Source organism: Kitasatospora sp. NPDC101108 (assembly GCF_055584725.1).
On record NZ_JBVJLM010000003.1, the window covers coordinates 611,871 to 635,322 of the forward strand.

Annotated in this window: 23 protein-coding genes; 15 read left to right on the plus strand and 8 right to left on the minus strand. The window is 74.5% G+C overall.

The annotated features are described in order from the left end of the window. Nucleotides 1–44 precede the first annotated feature (44 nt). Both ACZ6Z8_RS11055 and ACZ6Z8_RS11060 read left to right on the plus strand, forming a co-directional pair. Nucleotides 45–2,495, plus strand: a complete 2,451-nt coding sequence (locus tag ACZ6Z8_RS11055; protein WP_465608322.1) for an HAD-IC family P-type ATPase — start codon at nucleotides 45–47, stop codon at nucleotides 2,493–2,495. A gap of 34 nt (nucleotides 2,496–2,529) precedes the next feature. Next, nucleotides 2,530–2,739 (plus strand): hypothetical protein, encoded by a 210-nt coding sequence (locus ACZ6Z8_RS11060; protein WP_465608324.1) that lies wholly within the window; start codon nucleotides 2,530–2,532, stop codon nucleotides 2,737–2,739. A gap of 6 nt (nucleotides 2,740–2,745) precedes the next feature. Here ACZ6Z8_RS11060 and ACZ6Z8_RS11065 read toward each other — a convergent pair whose 3' ends face one another. Both ACZ6Z8_RS11065 and ACZ6Z8_RS11070 read right to left on the minus strand, forming a co-directional pair. Then, on the minus strand, nucleotides 2,746–6,042 hold the full coding sequence (locus ACZ6Z8_RS11065) for a sacsin N-terminal ATP-binding-like domain-containing protein (RefSeq protein ID WP_465608325.1): 3,297 nt from the start codon (nucleotides 6,040–6,042) through the stop codon (nucleotides 2,746–2,748). A gap of 332 nt (nucleotides 6,043–6,374) precedes the next feature. Beyond that, a complete protein-coding gene (locus tag ACZ6Z8_RS11070) occupies nucleotides 6,375–7,256 on the minus strand; it encodes a DUF3027 domain-containing protein (RefSeq protein WP_465608459.1) in 882 nt (293 codons plus the stop codon). 564 nt (nucleotides 7,257–7,820) lie between these two features. On the opposite strand from ACZ6Z8_RS11070, the gene ACZ6Z8_RS11075 reads away from it, so the two are divergent. The 4 genes from ACZ6Z8_RS11075 to ACZ6Z8_RS11090 all read left to right on the plus strand — a co-directional run bounded on the left by ACZ6Z8_RS11075 (nucleotide 7,821) and on the right by ACZ6Z8_RS11090 (nucleotide 11,480). Beyond that, nucleotides 7,821–9,215 carry an MFS transporter gene (locus tag ACZ6Z8_RS11075; RefSeq protein ID WP_465608461.1) on the plus strand — a complete coding sequence of 465 codons (1,395 nt, stop codon included), beginning with the start codon at nucleotides 7,821–7,823 and terminating at the stop codon, nucleotides 9,213–9,215. 94 nt (nucleotides 9,216–9,309) lie between these two features. Next, the gene (locus tag ACZ6Z8_RS11080) at nucleotides 9,310–9,858 is read left to right on the plus strand and encodes a hypothetical protein (RefSeq protein WP_465608327.1); all 549 of its coding nucleotides are present in this window, start codon (nucleotides 9,310–9,312) and stop codon (nucleotides 9,856–9,858) included. A 10-nt stretch (nucleotides 9,859–9,868) separates the two neighbouring features. Further along, on the plus strand, nucleotides 9,869–10,630 hold the full coding sequence (locus tag ACZ6Z8_RS11085) for a futalosine hydrolase (protein ID WP_465608328.1): 762 nt from the start codon (nucleotides 9,869–9,871) through the stop codon (nucleotides 10,628–10,630). Further along, on the plus strand, nucleotides 10,623–11,480 hold the full coding sequence (locus ACZ6Z8_RS11090) for a 1,4-dihydroxy-6-naphthoate synthase (RefSeq protein WP_465608330.1): 858 nt from the start codon (nucleotides 10,623–10,625) through the stop codon (nucleotides 11,478–11,480). The genes ACZ6Z8_RS11085 and ACZ6Z8_RS11090 overlap by 8 nt, the downstream gene beginning before the upstream one ends. A 16-nt stretch (nucleotides 11,481–11,496) precedes the next feature. Here the strand turns inward: ACZ6Z8_RS11090 and ACZ6Z8_RS11095 are convergent, their stop codons facing one another. Continuing rightward, the gene (locus ACZ6Z8_RS11095) at nucleotides 11,497–11,880 is read right to left on the minus strand and encodes a cold-shock protein (RefSeq protein ID WP_030289703.1); all 384 of its coding nucleotides are present in this window, start codon (nucleotides 11,878–11,880) and stop codon (nucleotides 11,497–11,499) included. 499 nt (nucleotides 11,881–12,379) lie between these two features. Here ACZ6Z8_RS11095 and ACZ6Z8_RS11100 point away from each other — a divergent pair, with 499 nt between their 5' ends. Next, nucleotides 12,380–12,619, plus strand: coding sequence for a hypothetical protein (locus ACZ6Z8_RS11100; protein ID WP_402811552.1), 240 nt, complete (start codon nucleotides 12,380–12,382; stop codon nucleotides 12,617–12,619). Between the two features lie 18 nt (nucleotides 12,620–12,637). Here ACZ6Z8_RS11100 and ACZ6Z8_RS11105 read toward each other — a convergent pair whose 3' ends face one another. Then, a complete protein-coding gene (locus ACZ6Z8_RS11105) occupies nucleotides 12,638–13,270 on the minus strand; it encodes an HAD family hydrolase (RefSeq protein ID WP_465608332.1) in 633 nt (210 codons plus the stop codon). A 90-nt stretch (nucleotides 13,271–13,360) separates the two neighbouring features. On the opposite strand from ACZ6Z8_RS11105, the gene ACZ6Z8_RS11110 reads away from it, so the two are divergent. The 5 genes from ACZ6Z8_RS11110 to ACZ6Z8_RS11130 all read left to right on the plus strand — a co-directional run bounded on the left by ACZ6Z8_RS11110 (nucleotide 13,361) and on the right by ACZ6Z8_RS11130 (nucleotide 18,137). Continuing rightward, a complete protein-coding gene (locus tag ACZ6Z8_RS11110; protein WP_465608334.1) occupies nucleotides 13,361–14,392 on the plus strand; it encodes a FecCD family ABC transporter permease in 1,032 nt (343 codons plus the stop codon). After that, nucleotides 14,389–15,435: a FecCD family ABC transporter permease gene (locus ACZ6Z8_RS11115; RefSeq protein ID WP_465608336.1), complete on the plus strand. Its 1,047-nt coding sequence runs from the start codon at nucleotides 14,389–14,391 to the stop codon at nucleotides 15,433–15,435. Before ACZ6Z8_RS11110 ends, ACZ6Z8_RS11115 begins: the two co-directional genes overlap by 4 nt. Further along, nucleotides 15,435–16,286, plus strand: coding sequence for an ABC transporter ATP-binding protein (locus tag ACZ6Z8_RS11120; protein WP_465608338.1), 852 nt, complete (start codon nucleotides 15,435–15,437; stop codon nucleotides 16,284–16,286). The genes ACZ6Z8_RS11115 and ACZ6Z8_RS11120 overlap by 1 nt, the downstream gene beginning before the upstream one ends. Nucleotides 16,287–16,354: 68 nt before the next feature. Beyond that, nucleotides 16,355–17,338 (plus strand): ABC transporter substrate-binding protein, encoded by a 984-nt coding sequence (locus ACZ6Z8_RS11125; RefSeq protein WP_465608340.1) that lies wholly within the window; start codon nucleotides 16,355–16,357, stop codon nucleotides 17,336–17,338. Between the two features lie 106 nt (nucleotides 17,339–17,444). After that, a complete protein-coding gene (locus ACZ6Z8_RS11130; RefSeq protein WP_465608341.1) occupies nucleotides 17,445–18,137 on the plus strand; it encodes a VC0807 family protein in 693 nt (230 codons plus the stop codon). Nucleotide 18,138: 1 nt separating this feature from the next. Here ACZ6Z8_RS11130 and ACZ6Z8_RS11135 read toward each other — a convergent pair whose 3' ends face one another. Then, complete coding sequence (locus tag ACZ6Z8_RS11135) at nucleotides 18,139–18,927, minus strand: AraC family transcriptional regulator (RefSeq protein ID WP_465608343.1); 789 nt, start codon at nucleotides 18,925–18,927, stop codon at nucleotides 18,139–18,141. Nucleotides 18,928–19,035: 108 nt separating this feature from the next. Between ACZ6Z8_RS11135 and ACZ6Z8_RS11140 the strand changes: the two genes are divergently transcribed. Then, complete coding sequence (locus ACZ6Z8_RS11140) at nucleotides 19,036–19,623, plus strand: TIGR03086 family metal-binding protein (protein WP_465608345.1); 588 nt, start codon at nucleotides 19,036–19,038, stop codon at nucleotides 19,621–19,623. A gap of 96 nt (nucleotides 19,624–19,719) precedes the next feature. Continuing rightward, nucleotides 19,720–20,730: an aldo/keto reductase gene (locus ACZ6Z8_RS11145; RefSeq protein ID WP_465608347.1), complete on the plus strand. Its 1,011-nt coding sequence runs from the start codon at nucleotides 19,720–19,722 to the stop codon at nucleotides 20,728–20,730. Between the two features lie 71 nt (nucleotides 20,731–20,801). On the opposite strand, the gene ACZ6Z8_RS11150 is transcribed toward ACZ6Z8_RS11145, so the two are convergent. From ACZ6Z8_RS11150 to ACZ6Z8_RS11160, 3 genes are read right to left on the minus strand one after another with little or no spacing between them, the layout of a single operon-like run. Next, entirely contained in the window at nucleotides 20,802–21,683 is an 882-nt protein-coding gene (locus ACZ6Z8_RS11150; RefSeq protein WP_465608349.1) for a LysR family transcriptional regulator, read from the minus strand. Between the two features lie 30 nt (nucleotides 21,684–21,713). Continuing rightward, complete coding sequence (locus ACZ6Z8_RS11155; protein WP_465608350.1) at nucleotides 21,714–21,842, minus strand: hypothetical protein; 129 nt, start codon at nucleotides 21,840–21,842, stop codon at nucleotides 21,714–21,716. After that, entirely contained in the window at nucleotides 21,839–22,753 is a 915-nt protein-coding gene (locus ACZ6Z8_RS11160) for a PRC and DUF2382 domain-containing protein (RefSeq protein WP_465608463.1), read from the minus strand. The genes ACZ6Z8_RS11155 and ACZ6Z8_RS11160 overlap by 4 nt, the downstream gene beginning before the upstream one ends. 222 nt (nucleotides 22,754–22,975) lie before the next feature. Here ACZ6Z8_RS11160 and ACZ6Z8_RS11165 point away from each other — a divergent pair, with 222 nt between their 5' ends. Then, the gene (locus tag ACZ6Z8_RS11165; RefSeq protein WP_465608352.1) at nucleotides 22,976–23,341 is read left to right on the plus strand and encodes a nuclear transport factor 2 family protein; all 366 of its coding nucleotides are present in this window, start codon (nucleotides 22,976–22,978) and stop codon (nucleotides 23,339–23,341) included. Nucleotides 23,342–23,452: the final 111 nt, after the last annotated feature.

Consider the following 23,452-nt stretch of genomic DNA (forward strand, 5'->3'; position numbering starts at 1 on the left):
TTAGCAACACGCACCGGACATAAGGCGCCCGTAGAGTCGGTGCCATGACGCAGCAGCCCGCGGAAGAGCAGCCGAGCGCCGCATCGCGCCCCGACGGAGCGCACCCGCTCGGCCTGCTGCCCGGCCGGCGCGGCGGTCTCACCGCCGCCGAGGTGGCCGAACGCGTCGCGAAAGGGCAGGTCAACGACGTCCCGGTACGGTCCAGCCGGTCCGCCAAGGAGATCGTCCGGGCCAACGTCTTCACCCGGTTCAACGCCATCATCGGCGTCATGTTCGGGATCATCCTGATCGTCGGCCCCCTCCAGGACGGCCTCTTCGGCCTGGTCATCGTGGCCAACACGGCGATCGGCATCTTCCAGGAACTGCGCGCCAAGAAGACCCTGGACAGCCTGGCGCTGATCGGCGAGGCCCGCCCGCAGGTCCGCCGGGACGGCAGCGTCCAGCAGATCGCCGTCTCCGGGATCGTCCTCGACGACACCGTGCTGCTCGGCACCGGCGACAAGGTGATCGTGGACGGCGAGGTCACCGAGGCGGACGGCCTGGAGATCGACGAGTCGCTGCTCACCGGCGAGCCCGACCCCGTCCTCAAACAGCCCGGCGACCAGGTGATGTCCGGCAGCTTCGTGGTGGCCGGCGCGGGCGCCTTCACCGCCACCAGGGTCGGCCGCGAGGCCTACGCGGCCCAGCTGGCCGAGGAGGCCAGCAAGTTCACCCTGGTGAAGTCGGAGCTGCGCAGCGGCATCAACAGCATCCTGCGGTTCATCACCTACCTGCTGATCCCCACCGCCCTGGGCCTGATCATCAGCCAGCTGGCCGTCGAGGGCCGCGACTGGCGCGAGGCGGTGCGCCGGATGGTGGCCGGCATCGTGCCGATGGTCCCCGAGGGCCTGGTGCTGCTGACCTCGGTCGCCTTCGCGATCGGCGTGATCCGGCTGGGCCGCAAGCAGTGCCTGGTCCAGGAGCTCCCGGCGATCGAGGGCCTGGCCCGGGTCGACACCGTCTGCCTGGACAAGACCGGCACCCTCACCGAGGGCGGCATGGACGTGATCGACCTGCGGGTGCTCTCCGACGGCGAGCCGGCCCCGGTCGACAAGGACACCGTCCGGCACGCGCTCGCCGTGATGGCCGGCGCCGACGCCCGCCCCAACCCGTCCATGCAGGCCGTGATCGACGCCTACGGGCGCGGCGACGGCCCGGGCCCGGACGGCGCGAGCTGGCGGGTGATCGAGGCGATGCCCTTCTCCTCCGCCCGCAAGTGGAGCGGCGTCCAGCTGCTGGAGCCCCAGGGCGGCGAGGCCAGCTGGCTGCTCGGCGCCCCGGACGTCCTGCTGCCCGCCGGGCACCCGGCGCTCGCCGAGGTGGACGAGCTGGGCGCCCAGGGCCTGCGGGTGCTGCTGCTCGGCCGCACGCCCGTCCCGCTGGACTCCCCCGACCCGGCCTCCGGCCTCACCCCGCTCGCCCTGGTGGTGCTCCAGCAGCGGCTGCGCGCCGACGCCGCCGACACCCTGCGCTACTTCGAGGGGCAGAACGTCCGGGCCAAGGTGATCTCCGGCGACGCGGCCGTCTCGGTCGGCGCCGTCGCCGACCACCTCGGGCTGCCCGGCGCGGACCGGCCGCTGGACGCCCGCACCCTGCCCGAGGATCCGGCGCAGCTCGCCGAGACCGCCGACCGGACCAGCGTCTTCGGCCGGGTCACCCCCCAGCAGAAGCGCCTGCTGGTCGGGGCCCTGCAGTCGCGCGGCCACACCGTGGCGATGACCGGCGACGGCGTCAACGACGTGCTCGCGCTCAAGGACGCCGACATCGGCGTGGCGATGGGCACCGGCTCGGACGCCACCAAGGCCGTCGCCCAGATCGTGCTGCTCGACGACTCCTTCGCGACCCTGCCCTCGGTGGTCGCCGAGGGCCGCCGGGTGATCGGCAACATCGAACGGGTGGCCGGGCTGTTCCTGGTCAAGACGGTCTACTCCGTCCTGCTGGCGCTGCTGGTGATCTTCACCCACTCGCCGTACCCGTTCCTGCCCCGGCACTCCACCGTGCTGTCCACCCTCACCATCGGCGTGCCGGCCTTCTTCCTCGCCCTCGCCCCCAACAACGAGCGGGCCCGCACCGGCTTCGTGAAGCGCGTGCTGCGACTGGCCGTCCCCGGCGGCGTCATCGCCGGCACCGGCACCTTCGTCGCCTACGCGCTCGCCCGGGCCAACCACTCCACCGACCTCAAGGCCGACACCAGCGTGGCCACCCTGACGCTCTTCCTGATCGCCATCTGGGTGCTCGCCATCGTCGCCCGCCCGTACAACTGGTGGCGCCTGCTGCTGATCGCCACCATGGGCTTCGCCTTCGCGCTGGTGCTGGTGGTGCCGTGGCTGTCGGACTTCTTCGAGCTCTCCCTGGTCGGCGGCCGCGACCCGTGGACGGGCGTCGCCATCGCGCTGGTCTGCGGCGTGGTCCTGGAGATCGCCTGGGCCTGGATGAAGCGCCGCGGGATGGAGTGACGAGGCCTGGCATCTCCCCGAAAGGGGGTGCCGAATGGCGCGCAGGGGTGGGGAGCTGGAGGCGTTCGTCGCCTTCCTGGGCGGGCTGCCGGCGGCCGGGCCGGCGGCGCTGACGATGGCGGGCGTCGGCCTGGCGGTCAGGCCGACGCCCGCGCTGAGGACGGCGGCGATGGTGACGCTCGGCGCGGTCCGGCTGACCGCCACCACCACCGTCCACCTGCGGCTCAGGCCGCGCAGCGGCTGACCCGGGTCAGCCCTCGAAGTCCCGGGCCGCGGACAGCTCGTACGCCCGGTCCGGCTCGCTGAGCGCCGCCAGCACCTCGAAGCGCCGGTGCCACTGGCCGACCGACCAGGCGAGCCCGGCCGCCAGGCCCTCCGGAGTGGCGGCGTGCAGCAGTCCGGGCACCGGCGGGACCTCGAACTCGTCGTCCTCGTCGGCGGCTTCGGCCAGCTCCGGGTCGTACGGCGGCTCCGGCGCGTCCGCCTCGTGGTCCCAGCGCCAGTCGACCGCGGCCTCGCCGCCGTCCGGGCCGACCACCAGCAGCTCCTCGTGCTCCTCGTAGGCGACCGGGCAGCCGGGCAGCAGCTCCCGCACCACGGCCGGGACGCGGTGCAGCGTGCCCTCGGAGAGCACCCGCCCGCCGGCCACCTCGCTGGCCAGCGACACGTGCAGCCGCTCGGCGAGGTCCGCGGCGAGCGCCGGGGCGACCGGCAACAGCGGGTACGGGTGGAGGAGTTGGACCAGGTCGGGGGCGTCCGCGACGACCGCCTCGGCGGCGTCCACCACCACCGTGCGGTCCGGGCGGCGCCCGGTGGCCGGGTCCAGCGGCGGCAACGCCCGTACCACGTCCAGCGGTTCGATCCGCTCCCGGTCGACCCGGGCCAACGCGCTGTGGATGCCGTGCAGTTGGCGGTGCCCGACCTCGGCGGCCGGGTCGGTGAGCCGGTCCAGCACCTCGTCCGGGCCGTGCACCTCGGCGAGCAGCGCGGCCAGCGTGGTGCGCACCCCCAGCGCGTGCAGGAACTGCTCGTCCAGCGTGGTGCGGGCCTCCTCGTACAGGCCGCGCAGCAGCGGGTCGGCCCCGGCGGCGCGCAGCCCGGCGGGCTCGCGGCCGCCCAGGACCGGGTGGTCGCGCAGCCACCAGGCGGTGTACGGCGGCAGGTCGGCGTAGGAGCCGTCCGGCAGCAGGGTGCGCACCGGGTTGACCACGGCGTCCCGGTACGGCGGGCGGGCGAGCGCGGCGAGGGCCTCCGGCCAGGCGTCGTCGTCCACCAGGTCGAGGTCCCGGACGGCCAGCAGCTCGGCGGCCACCGGCGGCACCCCGACCGCCTCGTCGGCGTGCAGCGCCTCCAAGGCGTCCTCGGCCCACTCGGCGAGCCCGTCGGGCGCCTCGTCCAGCAGCCCGGTGGGGTGGCCGCCGGCCGCCCGGTCGGCGGGCACGGTCGGGTCGAGCCGCTCCAGGTCGTCCGGGTCGAGCACCACGTCCTCGGCGCGCACCAGCACGAAGTCGGCCAGCACGCCGACGGCCGTGAGCACCTCGGGGCCCCAGCGCTCCAGCAGCTCGTCGTCCACCCAGCCGGCGTCCTCCTCCCGGGCGAGCGCGGCGAACGGGCTTCCGGGCAGCACGAGTTCACCCGCCCGGGCGGGCTCGCCCTCGTCGTCCAGCAGCGCCAGCCGGGCCAGCCACGGGTGCTCGCCGGGAGCCGGGGCGGCGGCCTTCACCAGGGCCAGTACGGCGTCGGCCAGTTCGAGCGCGGCGTCCAGGTCGTCGTCGGCCAGCTCGTAGGAGCGGGCGACGGCGGCGCGCACCTCGGGGGTGTCCAGCACCCCGGCCGGGGTGGCGGTGCCGGCGCCCAGCTTGGCCAGCAGCGGGTGGGCGGCCTCGGGGTGGGCCAGCCGCAGGTCGAGCGCGGCGAGCGCCGGGGCCAGCGACTCGGGGTAGCCGGGGAAGGCCGCCCAGTCGGCGTCCTCGGAGGGCAGCAGCACCCGCCGGGGCCCGGTGACGGTCCGCCCGTCGGCGAGCGGTACGGGCAGCGCGCCGAGCGCCTCCGGGTCGGCCGCGCCGAGCGCCGCGTACAGGTTGCGCCACCAGGCGGGGTCGCGGTCCAGCCCGCCGAGCTGGTCCACCACCTCGGCCAGCGGCACCCGGCGCACGTTCAGCACCCGCAGCTCGGTGCGGCGCTCCAGACCGGCCGGCAGCAGCCCGGGGAAGATCGGCGCGAGCGCCTCCACCACCGAGCCGTCCGCGCCCTCCAGCAGCGTCGCGTCCCGGGGCCGCAGCGCGGGCGTGCCCTCCTCCACGCCGCCGGGGTGCGGCAGGAACGGCGTGCCGGGCAGCCGGGAGAGCACCGCCCCGCGCAGCGCGTTGTCCAGCGCGCCCTGCCCGAGCGGCCCGGGCACCAGCCCGAGCGAGCCGAGGTCGGCGCCGCGGGCGCGCAGCAGGTCGGCGTAGCTGTCGGCGGCGCGCTCGGTGAGGAAGTCGGCGAGCGGGCCGGGGGCGATGTGCCGGCGGGTGGAGTCCAGCGGGTAGGAGGCGATCAGCAGCGCGGGCAGGCCGATCGGCTCGTCGCTGGGGGTGGGCGCGTGCAGCACCGGCGCGATCGCGGGCCGCTGCGGGCGGCCGTCCTCCTCCACCGGGACGGCCCAGGTCACCGTCCAGTACGGGCGGGCGCGCTCCTCGGTGGGCCGGTCGGCGAGCAGTTCGGCGTCCAGCCGGCCGGAGGCGCCGGCGGTCTGCCAGACCGTCCGCCGCAGCCGGCCCTCCGCGTCGTCGGTGACGGTGACCTCGGTGACGCCGTCCGGGCGCGGCTCGGCGGCGCTGCGGGTGAGCGTCCGGGTGCCCTCCGGGGTCTCCACCACGACCTCGGCGAGGCCGGGCAGGGTGAGCAGCAGGGCGTCGTCGATCCCGGCCAGCAGACGGCGGGTCAGGTCCTCGGCGGCGGCGTCCCGCAGCGGGAGCACCACCACGGTGTCGTAGCCCTCGGGCGCCGGGCCCTCGGCCGCGAACGGCAGCCGCAGCAGCGGCACGTGGCCGTCCCGGGCCCGCAGTTCGTCGGCCAGCGCGGGCTGTGCCGCGGCGAGCGCCCGGGCCTCGCCCAGCGACCAGCGCACCCCGCCCGCGGCGCCGAGCACGGCCGGCTCGTCGGTGACGGCGAGGACGGCGGCGAAGCCGACGCCGAACCGGCCGACGGCGGGCTCCTCGCCGCGCTTGGAGGAGGCGCGCAGGGTGGACAGCGACTCGACGGCCGCCGCGTCCAGCGGGGCGCCGGTGTTGGCGGCGGCCAGCACGCCGTCGGCGAGGGTCAGCCGCAGCCGCCCGGGGCCGTGCCCGGCCCGTACCGCCGCGTCGGCCGCGTTCTGCGCCAACTCGACCACCAGGCGGTCCCGGTAGCCGCCGAGCGCCAGCTCCTCCTCGGCGTTGGCGTCCTCCCGGAACCGGGCCGGCGAGGCGGCCCAGGCGTCCAGCACCCGCCGGCGCAGCACGGCGCTCCCGAACGCGTCCGCGAGGTGCTCGTCCGCGCCGCTGCCGATGATCCGAGGTTCCACGGGACCTGCCGCCTTCCGCCGCCCTGTACGTCGTAGGGCATTCTTCCCTGCCCCACTGACTGCTCCCGACCACGCCCCGCTCCGACGGGGGCCGTGGTGAGGATTCCGCGGGCGCGGTACGGCGAACGGGAAGGGCGGCGGGGCAGCGGCGGCGGCCGTCGGCCGGCACCCCACCGGCCGGTCCGACGGCCCGCCCTTGCCGCCGGCCGTGGGCTGGGGGGTCCCCAGGGACGGGCGGGAGGGCCGGGGGCCCCGCGGCGGGCGGGCGCCCCTACCCGGAGGAACGCCGCGGCCCGCCCCACCGGTTCAGTGGGACGGGCCGCGAGGAGTGATCAGGAGTGGCCGAGCTCCTCCGCCGGGGCGTCCGGCTCGACCGAGCCGGAGGCGCGGTCCGGGTGGAGCTGCAGCGGCTCGACCACCAGCTCGTCCAGGATCAGCTCGGACGGCGCCGGCGGGGCCGGGATGACGGCCGCCTCGGAGTGGCCACCGCACCCGTACGCGAAGGAGACGATCTGCCCGTCGGCCGGACCGAACTCGTTTCCGCACACGCCGAAGGCCTGCCCGAGCGAGCCCCCGATCGGGATCAGGAAGCCGCAGCTGCTGCACGCGGCCGGGGCGGCCTGCGCCATCGGGGTCTGGGGGCCGTGCGCCTTCTCCCAGCGGTCGGCGGCCAGGTGGAGGCCGAGCCGGGAGAGCACCCGGCTGCGGCCCATGCCGAGCTCCTCGGCGACCGCGTTGATCTGGGCGCGGGCCGGGGCGGGCTGGACGTGCGGGTCGGTGACGACCACGTCCTCCTCGGCCGCGAGGGCGACCGCGGAGTTCGGCGCGGGCTCGTCGTCGCCGTTCCAGCCGGGCTCCAGCCGCAGGTCGTCGGCACCGGTGGGCAGCAGGTCGCCGGGGCCCATGTCGCCCGGGCGCAGCCGCTCGCTCCACGGCACCCACTCCGGCGCCAGCACGGCGTCCGGGCCGGGCAGCAGCACGACCTCGTCCAGCGTCACGTTCTTGGCGCGCGGCGCGCGGGCAACGGTGACCGCCCAGTGCCAGCCGCGGTAGGCCGCGTCCAGGCACTCGAAGCTGTGGGTGACGACGCGGTCGGCGTCGGCCTGCACACCCAGGTGCGGCCCGACCGCCTCCGGTCCGACGGCCTCCTCGGCAGCCTGGCGGGCGAGTTCGACGGCCTCGGCACAGAGCCGGTCGGGGGTACGGCTTCGCATCGCAGCACTCACGGCGTCGATTCTCTCCCAGTTCTTCTGTCGCCCACGGCGTGTTGCCTTCTCCGTCGCGGCTCGGTAGTCCCTCGTCCATTCTGCGCGACCCGGGGCCGCCGCGGGTACCGGCCGCGCCGCTCGTCCGGCCTGCCGGCGCCCCTGCGCCCCGGCGGGCGGGACCCTGGGGCAGGCTACCCGCCGGTCGGTGCCCCGGCACAGTCCGGGGCGGAGCCGACCGCTCCGGAGGCCGCGCCGAGCGGATCCGAATCCCGCGTTACCGCGGCGAATCTGGGGCAGGATGGGCTTGTGGCGGACGACGACCCGTCGCAGCACGCAGTGCGCGCCTCGCAGGCCGGCGGCCCCGACGAGGCGGACGCCGCGCCGCGACAGCAGCCTCATGTCCCCGCTGCGGGCGAACCGCAGTCGGCGGACGGTGACGGGGCGTCCACCGCCCGGGTCAGCCTGGAGAAGTCCGCCCGGCCGGAGACACCGGTGGTCCTGGAGACCCCGTCGGCGGCCTCCGCTCCGCCGGGTTCGCCGGGTCCGCCGGGTCCGCCGGAGGAGGAGGGCCTGTCCGAGGAGTCCCCCGAGCCGCGCCGGCACTTCCTGGTCCGCACCGCCTCCGCCGTCGGCCTGCGCACCGGCAAGCTGGTGCACGGCACCGGCCGCCGGATCCGCCGGGCCACCTCCGCCGAGGGCGCCGGCGAGTCGGGCCTGGCGAAGCTGATCGAGCTGCACGCGCTGAACTCCTTCGGCGACATGCTGATCACCATCGCGCTGGCCTCCACCATCTTCTTCTCCGTGCCGACCGGCGAGGCCCGCGGCCGGGTCGCCCTGTACCTGCTGATCACGATGGCCCCGTTCGCCCTGCTCGCGCCGGTGATCGGCCCGCTGCTGGACCGGCTGCCGCACGGCCGCCGGGCCGCCATGGCGACGTCGATGCTGGCCCGGGCCGTCCTCGCCTGGACGATGGCCGGGGTGATCTCCGGCGGCGGCATCGCGCTCTACCCGGAGGCGCTGGGTGTCCTGGTGGCGTCCAAGGCGTACGGGGTGGTGCGCAGCGTCGTGGTGCCCCGGCTGCTGCCGAGACGGCTCTCCCTGGTGAAGGCGAACTCCCGGGTCACCCTGGCCGGGCTGCTGGCCACCGGCGTGGCGGCCGGGGTGGGCGGGGGCCTGCACCTGATCGGGCCGGGCTGGCCGCTGCGCGGCGCCTTCCTGGTGTTCGTGATCGGCACCCTGATGGCCTTCCACCTGCCGCACACCGTCGACTCGGCCAAGGGCGAGCAGCGGGCCGTGCTGCACGCCGACCTGCCCGGCGAGGGCGAGGGCTCCCACCTGATCCACCACAAGCCCCCGAAGGTGAAGGCCTCGCTGCGCACCGTCGGCCCGTCGGTGGTGCTGGCGCTGCGGGCGATGTCCGGGATGCGCTGGCTGGTCGGCTTCCTGGTGTTCTTCCTGGCCTTCCTGCTGCGCACCGACCCGATCGGCGGCCTGCGGCCCACCCTGGCGCTGGGCCTGGTGGCGCTGTCGGCCGGGACGGGCAACGCGCTGGGCTCGGTGCTCGGCTCCTGGCTGCGCACCCGCGGCCCGGAGGCGACGGTCACCGCGATGCTGCTGCTGGCGACCTGTGCGACGGCGGCGGCCGCGCTCTGGTACGGCGTGGTGACGGTGGTCCTGGTCGCCGGGGTGTCCGGGATGGCGGCCTCGCTGGGCAAGCTGGCGCTGGACGCGCTGATCCAGCGGGACGTCCCGGAGGCGGTGCGGACCTCGGCGTTCGCCCGTTCGGAGACGCTGATGCAGCTGTCCTGGGTGGCGGGCGGCGGGGTCGGCATCGTGCTGCCGCTGAACGGCGTGCTGGGGCTGTCGATCGCCGCCGCGGTGGTCGGCCTGGTGCTGGTGTGGACGGGCCACTCGCTGCTGCGGCTGGGTCTGCGGCGGCACCCGACCGCGCCCCGGGTGGCCTGAACCCGCGTGGACCCGGCTGGAACGGGGTGACGGGCAACACGCGGTGGCCGACCCCCGCGTAGCGTGATCGGCCGGGCCCGGTAGATTCTGACGCATGAGCCTCAATACCCGTGTCATCGCCGCCCTCGGCGCCGTCGTCGTGGTCGGTGCCGCCACGGTGGGCACCTCCGTCGCGATCGCCGCCGGCCAGACCGAGCACAACAGCCACCGGGCCACCCTGACGGTCGGCACCACGTCGATGGCCGCGGACCCGTTCTGCTGGAACGGCGGCAGCCCGCTGACCGACGACCAGCAGGACCAGTGCAAGGCCAACGCCACGAAGGCCCTGAAGGACGGCTCGCTGCCGTCCTCCGACGTGGTGCCGAGCGACCGGATCGGTGTCGGCGTGAGCCCGAACGTGGCGAAGACCGGCTGGTGGGCCTCCACCAACGGCGGCTCGTCCTCCCAGGGCGGGCAGACCAGCCTGTTCTCGTACGCCCAGGGCCCGACCTTCTCCGGTCTCCAGACGGCCGGCTCGGTGCTGAACGCCAGCGGCCACACCCTGGTCACGGTGGTCGAGATCGACAAGAAGGCCGAGGCCCCGATCGCGGTCTGGTACTTCCAGCTGAACGGCAAGAACGCCACGGACGCCGGCAACAGCTGACGCTCCCGCGATGACCGCGCACGTCGCCGACGCGCACCCCGGGCAGCCGGGCCCCGGACGGGCCCGGCTGCTCGTCGTCGTCGCGGTCCCGGCGGAGGCCGAGGCGGTGCTGCGCGGTCTGCCCGGCGGGGCCGAGGCCGTGCCGCTGCCCGGCGGGGTGCTGCACCGCTCCACCGGCGCGCCGGTGGACGTCCTGGCCGCCGGCGTCGGACCGGCCGCCGCCGCGGCCGCCGCCTCCGCCGCCCTGGCGGTCCGCCCGTACGGCCTGGTCGCCTCGGCCGGGATCGCCGGCGGCTTCGCCCCGCACGCGCCGGTCGGCGCCACCGTGCTGGCCGACGCGATCGTCGCCGCCGACCTCGGCGCCGAGACCCCGGAGGGCTTCGCCGACGTCACCGAGCTGGGCTTCGGCACCGTCCGGCACACCCCGCCCCCGGCCGCCGTCGCGCTGGCCGTGAAGGCCCTCGGCACCCGGGACGTCGACGCCGTCACCGGACCGGTCCTGACCGTCTCCACCGTCACCGGCAGCGCCGAGCGGGCCGCCGCGCTGGCCGCCCGTCACCCGGGCGCCGCGGCCGAGGCGATGGAGGGCTTCGGCGTGGCCGAGGCCGCCGCCCGGTACGGCGTGCCGGTCGTCGAGCTGCGCACCGTGTCCAACCCGGTGGGCCCGCGCGACCGGGCCGCCTGGCGGATCGGCGAGGCGCTGGCCGCTCTGGAGCGGGCCTTCGCGGCCCTGCCCGTCCGAGAACTGATCGAGGAGGCCGGCCGTGGCTGAACGGCTGAGCATCGCGTACTCGCCCTGCCCGAACGACACCTTCGTGTTCCACGCCTGGGCGCACGGCGAGGTCCCCGGGGCGGACGCCCCCGAGGTGACCTTCGCCGACATCGACGTCACCAACGGCCTGGCCGAGCGCGGCGAGCTGGACGTGCTGAAGATCAGCTACGGCGCACTGCCCTGGGTCCTGGAGGAGTACGCCCTGCTGCCCTGCGGCGGCGCGCTCGGGCGCGGCTGCGGCCCGCTGGTGCTCACCCTGCCGGGCGTCGGCTCCCCCGCGGAGCTCGCCGGGAGGACGGTCGCGGTGCCGTCCGAGCGCTCCACCGCCTACCTGCTGTTCCGGCTCTGGGCGGCGCGGGCGGTGCCGGGCGGCTTCGGCGAGATCGTGGTCCTGCCGTTCCACGAGATCATGCCCGCCGTCCGGGACGGCCGGGTGGACGCGGGCCTGGTCATCCACGAGGCCCGCTTCACGTACCAGCAGTACGGGCTGCACAGCCTGGCCGACATGGGCGAGGCCTGGGAGGCGGAGACCGGCCTGCCGATCCCGCTCGGCGCGATCGTCGCCCGGCGCTCACTGGGCACCGAGCGGCTGCGCGAGCTGGCCGCGACGATCCGCGCCTCGGTCCGGCAGGCCTGGGCGGACCCCTCGGCCAGCCGGGAGTACGTGCTGGCGCACGCCCAGGAGATGGACCCGGCCGTGGCCGACCAGCACATCGGGCTGTACGTCAACGAGTTCACCGCCGACCTCGGCGAGGAGGGCTACGGAGCCGTCCGCGCGCTGCTCACCCGGGCCGCCGCCGAGGGTCTGGTCCCCCCGCTCGACCCGGGTGCGCTCGCGTTCCCGTCCTAGGACGTCCCGGGGCCGGTCAGACGTCGAACTGGTCGGCCACCGCGCGCAGCAGGCCGGCCAGCTTCTGGCCGGTCGGCTTGGCCGGGTAGCGCCCGCGCTGGAGGCCGGGGAGCACCGCGTCCAGGGTGGTGATCAGGTCCTGGACGATCGGCGCCATGTCGTCGGCGCTCCGGCGCTGGGCGGCGGCCACCGAGGGCAGTGCGTCCAGCAGCTGCACGGCCATCGCCTGGTCCCCGCGGTGCCCGGCGACCACGCCGAACTCGACCCGCTGGCCCGGCTTCAGCACGGTGACACCGGCGGGCAGCGCCTTGGTGTGGACGAAGACGTCGCCACCGTCGTCGCGCGACAGGAAGCCGAAGCCCTTCGTCTCGTTGAACCACTTGACCTGGCCGGTGGGCATCTCGAACAGTCCTCGAATGGGTGTGAGGGATCCCGGACCTGCCCGGGGATCACTGGGTGGGGTGGAAAAACACGGCCGACCTCGACTCGGCGCCCGCGGGCGCTCACGGCCGGTGCGTTGTCGGGAGCAGACTAACGGCCCGTCACTGCCTCATCCGCGTTCCGCGACGGATCGGCGTTCCGAGGCCCACCAGGGGCGACGGTGGCGCGGGGATCTCGCGGTCACGGGCGACCCGGTACTGGCACGGCCGGGGCGCGGTTCCGCGCTGTCCATCGGCTCACACCCCCGGGTCTGAGGACACGGGACGCACCTGTAGCGCCCCTCGGCACCCCGTGCATACCCCCGCCCAGCAGGGATCAAAACGCATCGCTGCCGGGAAACTGCGCAACGTGACCGAGCCGCTCCGGTGGGCCGCCGCCCCGGGCCTTCTGCCAGACTGGACGGCGCAGACTGGGGCCCGCACCGGGCGGCCCGGCGCAGCCCCGAGGAGTGAGCGGACGTGAGCAGCCAGAGCGCCGATCCCGGCGACGTGTACGTCAAGGCGGGGACGGTCGTCTTCGCCCTGGGCGCGCTCGCCACCCTGGTCACCTTCGTCCCGCTGTTCCTGCACCTCACGCCGCTGCCGACGGCCATGTACTGGCTGAGCATGCTGATGCCGGCCGGGTTCCTGGCCGCGCTGACCGGGCTGTTCCTGAACGCCCGGGCGCAGCGCCGCCGGCTGGAGCCCCAGCAGCCGTAGGGCAGCCCTGGACCACGCCTAGACCTGACCGACGAGATGCCGGTCGAGCCACTCCGGGAAGCCGGTGAGGTCGGCCAGCACCACGTCCGCGCCGGCGGCGCGCAGCTCCTCCTCGCCGTACGGGCCGGTGGCCACGGCGACCGCGACCGCCTCGGCGTGCCGGGCGCCCACGATGTCGCCGAGGTGGTCGCCGACGTAGATGCCCGCGCCGTTCGCCCGCAGCGCCTCGCCCTTGGTCTCCGCCCACAGGTCGCCGATCACGGTGTCGGCCTCCAGCCCGGCGTGCTCCAGGTGGAGGCGGGCGTTCGGCTCGTACTTGCCGGTGATCACCGCGACCCGGCCGCCGTGGGCGCGGACCGCCTCGACGGCGGCGAGGGCGCCGGGCAGCGGCACGGTCGGGGCGAAGGCGTGGTCGCGGTAGAGCTCGCGGTAGCGCTTCGCGGCCCGCTCCACCTCGGCCTCGGGGAACCAGTTGCGGATCTCCTCCAGCAGCGGCGGGCCGAGCCGGGTGACCACCAGGTCCGCGTCGATGTGGACGCCGGTCTCGGCGGACAGCGCCCGGTAGGTGGCGTGGATGCCCGGCCGGGTGTCCAGCAGCGTCATGTCGAGGTCGAAGCCGACGGTGAGCGGGGCGGCTGAGGTCGCAGGCATGCCGTCAGGCTACCGAAGGGGCGACGAGGCGATTTGCCCCGCCTCCGAGAGGGAACTCAGGTGTACCGGAGTTGTCTGCGGAGAGGCCCCATGACCGACACCACCGCACCACCGGGCGAGCGGCGGACACCCCGTCACCGGATCCTGTGGCTCGCCGCCGCACTGGCCGTTCTGGCCGTCGCGGTGCTGCTGAGCCTGGCGGTGGGCAGCCGCGACGTGCCGCTCTCCGGGACGATCAGCGCGCTGCTGCACGGCGGCGACTCCGCCGACGCCGTGGTGGTCCGCGAGCTGCGGGTGCCGCGGACGGTCGTCGGGCTGGCCGTCGGCGCGGCGCTCGGCCTGGCCGGGGCCGTGATGCAGGGCCTGACCCGCAACCCGATCGCCGACCCGGGCATCCTCGGCGTCTCGCAGGGTGCGGCGGCGGGCGTGGTGGTCGCCATCTCCGGCTTCGGGGTCGCCACGCTGACCGGGTACGTCTGGTTCGGCTTCGCGGGCGCCGTGCTCGCCACCGTGCTGGTGTACGGCCTGGCCGGGCGCGGCCGGGGCGGGGCCACGCCGATCAAGCTGGCGCTGGCCGGCTCGGCGATGTCCGCCTTCATCGCCTCGCTCAACACCCTGGTGCTCACCACCGACGCGGCCACCATGGACCAGTTCCGGTTCTGGCACGTCGGCTCGCTCTCCGGCCGGACGGCGGACGTGGCCTGGCAGCTGCTGCCCTTCCTGGCCGTCGGCACCCTGCTGGTGGTGGCGGTGGCCCGCGGACTGGACGCGCTGGCGCTCGGCGAGGACACCGCGAAGGGCCTGGGCGCGAGGACCGGCGTCGTCCGGGCGGTCGGCGCGCTCGGCGCCACCGTGCTGACCGGCTCGGCGGTCGCGGCGGCCGGCCCGATCGCCTTCATCGGCCTCGCCGTCCCGCACGCCGCCCGCGCCGTGGCCGGCGCCGACCACCGCTGGATCCTGGCCTTCTCCGCCGTCCTCGGCCCGGCCCTGCTGCTGCTCGCCGACACGCTCGGACGGGTGCTGTTCCCGCCCTCGGAGGTCCCGGCGGGCGTGATGACGGCCCTGGTGGGGGTGCCGGTCCTGGTCGCCCTGGTCCGCCGCCGCAAGGTGGTGGCCGCGTGACCACCGTCGCCCTGCGCGGGTACTCCGTCGTCCGGGCGGGGCGCGCCTCCTTCCTGCTGCACCGGCGCTCGGCGCTCGCCGCCGGAGGGCTGCTCCTCGCGCTGGCGGTGACCGTGGTGGCCTCGCTGTGCCTGGGCGAGTCGACCGTCTCGCCCGGCGAGGTGGTCAGGGTGGTGCTGGGGCAGCCGAGTCCGGACGAGCTGGTGGTCGGGGAGTTCCGGCTGCCGCGCGTGGTGGTCGGGCTGATGGTCGGCGCGGCGCTGGGGCTGGCCGGGGCGCTGTTCCAGACCGTCGCCCGCAATCCGCTGGCCAGCCCCGACGTGGTGGGCGTGACCTGGGGCGCGACCGCGACCGTGGTCGGGCTGTTGGCGTACGGGGTGGTCGGCTCCACCGGGCAGGCGCCGTACGCGGCGGTCGGCGGCGGGCTGGCGGCCGGGCTGCTGGTGTACGCGCTGGCCTGGCGGCGCGGGCTGCACGCCCAGCGCTTCGTGCTGATCGGGATCGGGATCAGCGTGGCGCTGTCCTCGCTGACCTCGGTGTTCCTCACCAAGGGCGACGGCTTCCAGGCGCAGGCCGCGAAGGTCTGGATGACCGGCAGCCTGAACGGCGCCGGCTACGACCGGGCCGGTTGGCTGGCCTGGGTCCTGCTGGCGGCCCTGCCGCTGGCGCTGTGGGCGGCGCGCGCCCAGCGGTCGATCTCCTTCGACGACGCGACCGCCGTCGGCCTCGGCCTGCGGCTGGACCGGATCCGCCTGGGCATGGCGCTGCTGGGCATCGTGCTGGCCTCCTGCGGGGCGGGCGCCGCCGGGCCGGTGGACTTCGTGGCGCTGATGGCCCCGCAGATCGCCCTGCGGCTGGCCCGGTCGGCGCAGATCCCGCTGCTGTGCTCGGCGCTGACCGGCGCCCTGGTCGTGGTGCTCGCCGACCTGATCGCCCGGCGTCTGCTCGCCCCGACCGAGCTGCCGGTGGGCGTGGTGACCGGCATGGTCGGCGCGCCGTACCTGATGTGGCTGTTGATCCGATCCCGCCGTGGAGGCTCCTGATGACCGCACACCGCCTGGAGGCCCGGGGCCTCACCCTGGCCTACGAGGCGCGCACGGTCGTCGAGGGGCTGGACGTCAGCATCCCGGACGGCCGGGTGACGGTGATCGTCGGCCCGAACGCCTGCGGCAAGTCGACGCTGCTGCGGGCCCTCGGGCGGCTGCTGAAGCCCGTGCGCGGCGCGGTGCTGCTGGACGGCGAGGAGCTGGCGCGGATCCCGACCAAGCGGATCGCCCAGCGGCTGGGCCTGCTGCCGCAGTCGCCGACCGCACCGGAGGGCATCTCGGTGGCGGACCTGGTCTCGCGCGGCCGCCAGCCGCACCAGAGCTGGTGGCAGCAGTGGTCGCCGGAGGACGAGGCGGCCGTCGCCGAGGCGCTGGAGCGCACCTCCACGGCGGAGCTGGCCGAGCGCAGCATGGACGAGCTGTCCGGCGGCCAGCGCCAGCGCGCCTGGATCGCAATGGCGCTCGCCCAGGGCACCGACATCCTGCTGCTGGACGAGCCGACCACCTACCTGGACATCGCCCACCAGGTGGAGGTGCTGGACCTGGTGCGCCGGCTGAACGTGGAGCGCGGCCGGACGGTCGTCGCCGTGCTGCACGACCTCAACCAGGCCGCCCGGTACGCCGACCACCTGGTGGCGATGCGGGACGGCCGGGTGGTCGCCGAGGGCGCGCCCGGGGAGGTGGTGACGGCGGAGCTGGTGCGGGAGGTGTTCGGGATGGACTCGGTGGTGGTGCCGGACCCGGTGACGGGCACCCCGCTGGTCGTCCCGGGCGCTCCGTGGACGGCGGGGGAGCGAGCCGCGCAAGCAGCGGGCACCGTGGACACCGTGGACACCGCCGGGGCTTGACGGAACTTCACGTCCGATCTCGGACATAATCGACGCGCCCCCGCACCCTCACGCCCGAGGACCCGCCGATGCCCCGGATCGCCCGCCGTACGTTCCTCGCCGGCCTCGGCGGGGCCGCGCTCACGGCGTGCACGTCCTCCTCCGGAGGGCCGCAGCCGCCCACCCCGGACGGCTTCGAGACGAGCGGGACGCCCTCCCCCACCCCGCCACCACCGGTGACGGTGAACGCCGCGAACGGCCCGGTGCTGGTGCCCGGCGAGCCGCAGCGGGTGGTCGTCCTGGACACCGACGTGCTGGACTCCGCGCTGACCCTGGGCGTCACCCCGGTGGGCGCCGCGCTCCCGGCCGCCGACACCCGCTTCCCCGACTACTGGCCGGCCTCCCGCACCGCGGGCATCCGGCGGGTCGGCCCGGCCGGCGCGCCCGACCTCGACGCCGTACGGGCGCTGCGGCCGGACCTCATCCTCTCCAACCAGGCCCGCGACGGGGACCGGTACGAGCAGCTGCGCGGGATCGCCCCGACCGTGCTCACCCAGACCACCGGGGCGCCCTGGAAGGCGAACTTCCAGCTGCACGCCCAGGCGTTGAGCCGGGTGGCGGCCGCGGGGGCCTTCGTCGCCGCGTACCAGAAGCACGCGGGTCAGGTGGTGCAGGCGCTGTCGGCGGCGAAGCTGTCGGGGCGCCGGGTGAGTCTGGTGCGGTTCGTCGAGGGCGGCGGGATCCGGCTGTTCGGGCGGCAGAGCTTCCCCGGGATCGTGCTCACGGACGCCGAGGTGGGGCGGCCGGACGCGCAGAACGTCGACCAGTCGGACTTCGAGATCCCGCTCGACCAGCTCGCCAAGGCGGACGGCGACCTGCTGCTGTACGCGACGTACGGCGACCCGGCGAAGGCGGGCACCGACGCGGCGCTGGCGAGCCCGGGGTGGCAGGCGCTCGGCGCGGTCAAGGCGCACCGGGCGTTCCCGGTGGACGACCAGCTCTGGTTCCAGGGCATCGGGTACACCGGCGCCAACTTCATGCTGGACGAGCTGCAGCGCTTCCTCGGGGCCTAGGCGGTCCACCGACGACAAGTCGACATACCCGGGTTGTGCGGCCGGCCGGCACTTCCGCAACAATGGCGCCGCCCGTCACACAACTTTCACCCGGGGGACCAACACCATGTCAACTTCGGTAGCTCCGACCGCTCCCGACCGCAAGGGGAAGGCCGCCGCGCTCGGCTGGCTGATCAGCATCGCGTTCAACGTGGTCGCCCCGATCATGATCTACAACCAGCTGCACGACCACGGCTACAGCGAGTCGACCGCCATCCTGCTCTCCGGCCTCGGCCCGGTGGTCGACACCGTCATCTACCTGGCCTGGCACCGCCGGATCGACGAGTTCGCCGTCGTCTCGCTGGCCTTCGTCGGCCTGACCCTGGTCGTCGCGCTGGTCGGCCCGACCGACCCGAAGATGCTGCTGGCCAAGGACTCCTTCGTCTCCGGCCTGCTCGGCGTGCTCTACCTGGTCTCGCTGGCCGCGCCGAAGCCGATCATGTTCTACTTCGGCCGCAAGTTCGCCACCGACGGCACCCCGGAGATGATCTCCTGGTGGAACTCGATGTGGCAGTACGAGGGCTTCCGCAAGGTCCAGCGCAACCTGACCCTCGTGTGGGGCGTCGCGTTCGTGCTGGAGGCCGTGCTGCGGATCGCGTTCGTCTACACCCTGTCGCACGGCACCGTGGTGACGATCAACAACATCCTTCCGTACGCGGTGATCGGCGGGCTGGTGTACTGGACGATGACCTACGCCAAGCGGGCCAGTGCCCGCGGCCGGGCCGCCGCCGAAGCGGCAGCTGCGGCGGCGACGGCCTGATTCACGTCGAACCCGCGTAGCGGGCCGGGGACACGCCGACCGCTGCGGTGAAGTCCCGGGTGAGATGGGCCTGGTCGGCGTAGCCGAGTTCCACGGCGAGCGCGGCCAGGTCCAACTTTCCCTCTTTCGCGGCGCGTTCGGCGGCCTCGTGCAGCCGGGCGCGCCGCAGCACCCACTTGGGTGAGGCGCCGACGTACTCGGCGAACAGCCGCTGGAGGCCGCGGACGGACACGCCCAGCTCGCGGGCCAGCTCGTCCACCCGGCAGAGGTCCGGGGAGCCGGTGATCCGCTCCACCATGGCGGCGACCTCCTCGGCCACCGGGTCGGGCGCGGGAAGACGGGCGCGGAGGAATTCGTCGACCGGTTCGGCCGTCGGCTCGTCGAGGATCCGAGCGTTGATCCGGTCCGCCCCGGGCCCGAAGTAGTCGGCGGCGGGGACCGTGCGGTCGGCGAGGTCGCCCACCGGGTGCCCGGCGAAGGGCCGGAAGGCGCCGGGGCGGAACTTCACCCCGAGCACGTGCCCGGCGCCCTCCAGGCGTCGGACGAACAGCGAACGGTCAACCCCGTAGACGCGCGCCCGAGGGGCCTCGAAGACGAGGTGGACGTTCGGGTGGGCCAACACCTTCTGCTCGTACGGCGGGTGGCCGGTCAGGTCCCAGCGCACCAGCCAGTAGAACTCCACGAACCGCGCCACGGCGGGTTCCGGCACGAGCCGTTCGACATCGATCAGCTCGGCCGCCCGGGCGGGATGCAGCACGCCTCGGCCGAGATCGGATTCGGAGGAGCCCATGGCGGCCAGGCTAGTGCGCCGGGCCAGTGGTGCCACTCAGCCGACGCCTCTGCGGTGGTGTCGCGTTTGTTCAAGACCCCACGGCACGGCCTCAAGGACGATCCGAGCATGAACGTTCACCCGATGCACCCGTTCCTCGCCCGTGCCGCCGCCGTGGCGTCCGCCGTCGCCGCCGCCGTTCCGGCCGGGGCCCGGCTGGACGCTCCGACGCCCTGCGGGGAGTTCGACACCCGGGCGCTGATCAACCACTGGGTGCTCTACACCTCCCACGGCCTGGAGCACCGGGCCCGTCGCACCGAGCTGCCCGAGGCGCTGAGCTCCCGCGACTTCACGGCCGACGCCGACTGGCGCTCCGCGTACGCGGCCCAGCTGGAGCGCGCGGTGGCGGCCTGGGGCGAGCCGGCCGCCTGGGAGGGGGACGTCGACCTGGGCGGGTCGCCCGTTCCGGCGGTGGGCATCGCCCGGATGCTGATCATCGAACTGGTGCTGCACGGCTGGGACGTGGCCCGGGCGGTCGGCGCGGAGATCGAGGTCGACGACGAACTCGCGCTGGTGGTCGGCGAGATCGTCGAGGAGAACGCCGAACTGTACCGCCGGTACGCGGGGTTCGCGGAGACGGTTTCCGTGCCGGACGACGCCCCGGCGTGGGAGAGGGCGCTGGCCGCCTCCGGGCGCGACCCGCGGTGGAAGGCCTGAGACGCGCCGCGCGAGGGCGGTTCGCCGTCGCGGGACCACGAGCTCCGCGCCTCCGAGCTTGCGCTAGAACGCACTTGAACTCCTAGGTTCGGAGGCATGCGATACGTCAAACTCGGAACAACCGGGCTGGAAGTCTCCGCCATCGCCCTCGGCTGCATGAGCTTCGGCGAGCCGGACCGGGGCGGCGAGCCCTGGTCGCTGGGCGCGGACGCCAGCCGGGACATCATCAAGCAGGCCATCGAGGGCGGCGTCAACTTCCTCGACACGGCCAACGGGTACAGCGCCGGAAGCAGCGAGGAGATCGTCGGCCAGGCGGTCAAGGACTTCACCCGGCGCGAGGAGGTCGTTCTCTCCACCAAGGTCTGGATGCGGATGCGTCCCGGCCCGAACGGCGCCGGGTTGTCCCGCAAGGCGATCTTCGCCGAGCTCGACGCCTCCCTGAAGCGACTGGGGACCGACTACATCGACCTCTACCAGATCCACCGCTGGGACTACGACACCCCGATCGAGGAAACCCTCGAAGCACTGCACGACGCGGTCAGGTCCGGGAAGGTCCGCTACCTCGGGGCCTCTTCCATGCACGCCTGGCAGTTCACCAAGGCCCTGTACCTGGCTGACCTGAACGGCTGGACCCGGTTCGTGTCGATGCAGGACCACTACAACCTCATCCACCGAGAAGCGGAGCGGGAGATGCTCCCGCTCTGCGCCGACCAGGGCATCGGCGTGATCCCGTGGAGCCCGCTGGCGCGGGGCAGGCTGACGCGGGCCCGGGACGCCGCCACGGCCCGTGCCGAGACCGACGAGGGCGGCAGGATCCTGTACAGCGACGAGGACCAGGCAGTGGCCGATCGCGTCCACGAGATCGCGGGCAAGCGGGGTCTGTCCCCGGCCCAGGTCGCCCTGGCCTGGGTCATGCGCAACCCGACGGTGACCTCGCCCATCGTGGGGGTCACCAAGCCGGCCCAGCTGGCCGACGCGGTCGCCGCGGTGGACGTCGAACTCGACAAGGACGAGACCGCCTACCTGGAGGAGCCCTACCGGCCGCACGAGGCCGCCTACCTGGAGGAGTCCTTCTACAAGTCGCGCCCCGTGGCGGGCTCCCGGTAGTCCGGGCTACCCCGGGGCCTTCGGCGGATCCTCGGCCTTCGCTGACGTCCACCGACTGCTCCTGAGTCCGGTCAGTCGGGAGAACCACTCAGCGCCGCGAGGAGCTTGGCCCTGAGCAGCCGGACGGCCGGGGAGTGCTGGTCGCGCCGGGCGACCAGGCCGAGTTTGGCGTACGTCGCCGCGTCGGTGATCGGGACGGCCCGCAGGCCGGCGCCGCCGACGGAGGATGCGCTGAGCACGGCGACCCCGGCGCCGCGCTCGGCGAGGCGGAGCAGCGCGAGGGGGGAACTGGCGTCGATGTCCACGCGCGGTTCGAGGCCGAGCCGGCGGCAGGAGTCCTCGTAGGCGGCGCGGAGGCCGGTGCCCGGGGAGAGGCAGAGGACCTTCTCGGGCCGGAGGTCGGCGAGCTTCAGCTCCGTGCGGTCGAGCGGGTGCCCGACCGGGACGGCCGCGACGATCCGTTCGTCGACGACGACGTCGACGTCCAGGCCCGGGTCCGCCTCGCCCGCGAAGCCGATCAGGGCGAGGTCGAGGGAACCGGACAGGACCTGGGACCGGAGGAGGTCGGAGTGCCCCTCGTGCAGGCTCAGGTCGATGCCCGGGTGAGTACGGCCGAGGTCGGCGACGGTGTCCAGGAAGGGCGGGATCGAGCAGCCCATGATCATGCCGAGCCGGACGCGCCCGCGCACGGCGTCGGCGAACTCGGCGGCGGTGTGCTGGATGGCGTCCAGCGTGGCCAGGGCGCTCTTCGCCAGCGGGAGGACGGCCTCACCGGCCGGGGTGAGCCGGACCCGCCGGCCGGACCGCTCCAGCAGCTGCTGGCCCAACTCGCGCTCCAGCTTGGCCACCTGGGTGCTGATGCCCGACTGGCTGACGTGCAGGCGGTTGGCGGCCGCCGTGAAGGACCCTTCGTCGACCACGGCGGCGAAGTAGCGCAGCTGGTGCATCTCCATGACCCGTGACGATATGCGACGGCCGGTGGATCAGCCCGGCAGATGCGGCGGACGGCGCGGACGGGTTGGGCCGTCGCCGCGCGGGGCGGCGACGGCCAGGGCCGCGACGGCCAGAGTGGCGACGGCCAGGGTGGCGGCAGCCGAGCGGGGTGCGGTCACCGGCGACGGTCCTCGCCCCGAATCCCCTCACCCCGGATCCTCTCGTCCCGGACCTCCTTGCCGCGCATCTTCCGTTCGGCATCGGCGGGCAGGTCGGCCTCGATGCGCTCCTTGCGGATCCGGCCGGTGACGGTCTTCTCCTCGACGTGCTCCTCGGTCACCAACCGCACCCGTTCCACCGGGACGGCTTCGGTGTGCACGACCGGCCGCTCCGCGTGCAGCGTGACCTCGTGCTCGGCCTCCGAGATCGGCTCGCCGGACATCGCGGCGCGCCGGTTGGCCTCGGTGATGGGCTCGCGTTCGATACGGGCCTCCTCGTGCCGCACCGGCACGGTCTGCTGCTCCTCCTCCGTGACGACGTACTTGTGCAGCTTGGCGCGGCCCGTCTCGTACCGCTCGACGCCGACGTGCATCTGCTCCTCGGAGCGGGTCATCGCGTCGTCCCGACCGGAGCGGTCGCCCGGCCTGGCGGTGCTGGCGGGGGTGCCGGGGGTGGTCCGGGCGGCAGCGGCAGTACCGGTACCGGTGGTCCCGGCGTCGCTGCGTGCCCAGCCGCCCTTGCCGGGCTGGTTGGCGGCTCTCCAGGCCTCGTCCCAGGCCAGGCCGTAGTGCCGGCAGAGCCGGCGCTCCTCCCGTTCGGGGAGGTGGCCGCCGTCCTCCACGGTCACCAGCGGCGCGTCCTTGACCTTGTCCTTCAGGTACGGGACCTGGATGTGGTCGTCCACGACCCGGGCATCGCGGATCGGCACGAACGACTCGCTGGTCCCGAACCACCCGGTCTTGATGCTGACCCACTCCGGCTTGCCGGTGACGTCGGAGAGGAACACGTGGTCCGCCTTGCCTATCTTGCTGTCCTCCGCGTCGTGGACGGGGTGGTGCAGCAGCGAGCGGGCCTGCTGTTCGGTGATCATCGACTTCACGCCTCCTTCACACTTCGGCTGCCGAGCGCCTTACCGACCTGGCGTGACCGAAACGGCCTCACCTGACATTCACTCAGCGTGAGGAAGCTCGGCATCGCCTGGAGGGAGCTCAGCGTCGGCCGCCACACTGCGTCACTCCCATCATTGGTACTGATAGCAGGGATCGGATCTATATGTTGGACCGATGGACTGGCCCGGGCGGAGGATGGAGGCATGACGACGAAGACTGCGCGTGAGCTTGCCGAGACCTACTTCTCCGCCTGGGAGGCGGGCGACTTCGACACCCTCCGGGGCCTGCTGGCCGAGGACGTCGACTTCGTCGGGGCCCTGGGCACGGCGTCCGGGATCGAGGAGGCGCTCGGCGGACTGAAGGGGCTCGGCCAGGTGCTGGAGAAGATCGACGTGAAGGTGCGGGTCGCGGAGGGGGACGAGGTGATCACCTGGTTCGAGCTGTGCACCACGGTCGCGCCGCCGGCGCCGACGGCGAACTGGATGCACGTGGAGAACGGGAAGATCGCCCGGATCCGGGTGACCTTCGACCCGCGCGGACTGCTGGCGGGCTTCGAGAAGAAGAACTGAGCGGGGCGGGCAGAACAGCCGCGGAGCAGGGCCGTGACCGCCGGGGGCGGTGACGGTCCTCTTCGGCTGCTCGCGCTCAGGCGTCCTCGTCGGGCGGGGCGACCCTGAGGG

Coding starts and splice junctions, on each gene's coding strand:
- ACZ6Z8_RS11055 (WP_465608322.1), top strand. CDS start 45: ATGACGCAGCAGCCCGCGGAAGAGCAGCCGAGCGCCGCATCGCGCCCC.
- ACZ6Z8_RS11060 (WP_465608324.1), top strand. CDS start 2,530: ATGGCGCGCAGGGGTGGGGAGCTGGAGGCGTTCGTCGCCTTCCTGGGC.
- ACZ6Z8_RS11070 (WP_465608459.1), bottom strand. CDS start 7,256: ATGCGAAGCCGTACCCCCGACCGGCTCTGTGCCGAGGCCGTCGAACTC.
- ACZ6Z8_RS11080 (WP_465608327.1), top strand. CDS start 9,310: ATGAGCCTCAATACCCGTGTCATCGCCGCCCTCGGCGCCGTCGTCGTG.
- ACZ6Z8_RS11085 (WP_465608328.1), top strand. CDS start 9,869: ATGACCGCGCACGTCGCCGACGCGCACCCCGGGCAGCCGGGCCCCGGA.
- ACZ6Z8_RS11095 (WP_030289703.1), bottom strand. CDS start 11,880: ATGCCCACCGGCCAGGTCAAGTGGTTCAACGAGACGAAGGGCTTCGGC.
- ACZ6Z8_RS11105 (WP_465608332.1), bottom strand. CDS start 13,270: ATGCCTGCGACCTCAGCCGCCCCGCTCACCGTCGGCTTCGACCTCGAC.
- ACZ6Z8_RS11110 (WP_465608334.1), top strand. CDS start 13,361: ATGACCGACACCACCGCACCACCGGGCGAGCGGCGGACACCCCGTCAC.
- ACZ6Z8_RS11120 (WP_465608338.1), top strand. CDS start 15,435: ATGACCGCACACCGCCTGGAGGCCCGGGGCCTCACCCTGGCCTACGAG.
- ACZ6Z8_RS11125 (WP_465608340.1), top strand. CDS start 16,355: ATGCCCCGGATCGCCCGCCGTACGTTCCTCGCCGGCCTCGGCGGGGCC.
- ACZ6Z8_RS11130 (WP_465608341.1), top strand. CDS start 17,445: ATGTCAACTTCGGTAGCTCCGACCGCTCCCGACCGCAAGGGGAAGGCC.
- ACZ6Z8_RS11135 (WP_465608343.1), bottom strand. CDS start 18,927: ATGGGCTCCTCCGAATCCGATCTCGGCCGAGGCGTGCTGCATCCCGCC.
- ACZ6Z8_RS11140 (WP_465608345.1), top strand. CDS start 19,036: ATGAACGTTCACCCGATGCACCCGTTCCTCGCCCGTGCCGCCGCCGTG.
- ACZ6Z8_RS11145 (WP_465608347.1), top strand. CDS start 19,720: ATGCGATACGTCAAACTCGGAACAACCGGGCTGGAAGTCTCCGCCATC.
- ACZ6Z8_RS11150 (WP_465608349.1), bottom strand. CDS start 21,683: ATGGAGATGCACCAGCTGCGCTACTTCGCCGCCGTGGTCGACGAAGGG.
- ACZ6Z8_RS11160 (WP_465608463.1), bottom strand. CDS start 22,753: ATGATCACCGAACAGCAGGCCCGCTCGCTGCTGCACCACCCCGTCCAC.
- ACZ6Z8_RS11165 (WP_465608352.1), top strand. CDS start 22,976: ATGACGACGAAGACTGCGCGTGAGCTTGCCGAGACCTACTTCTCCGCC.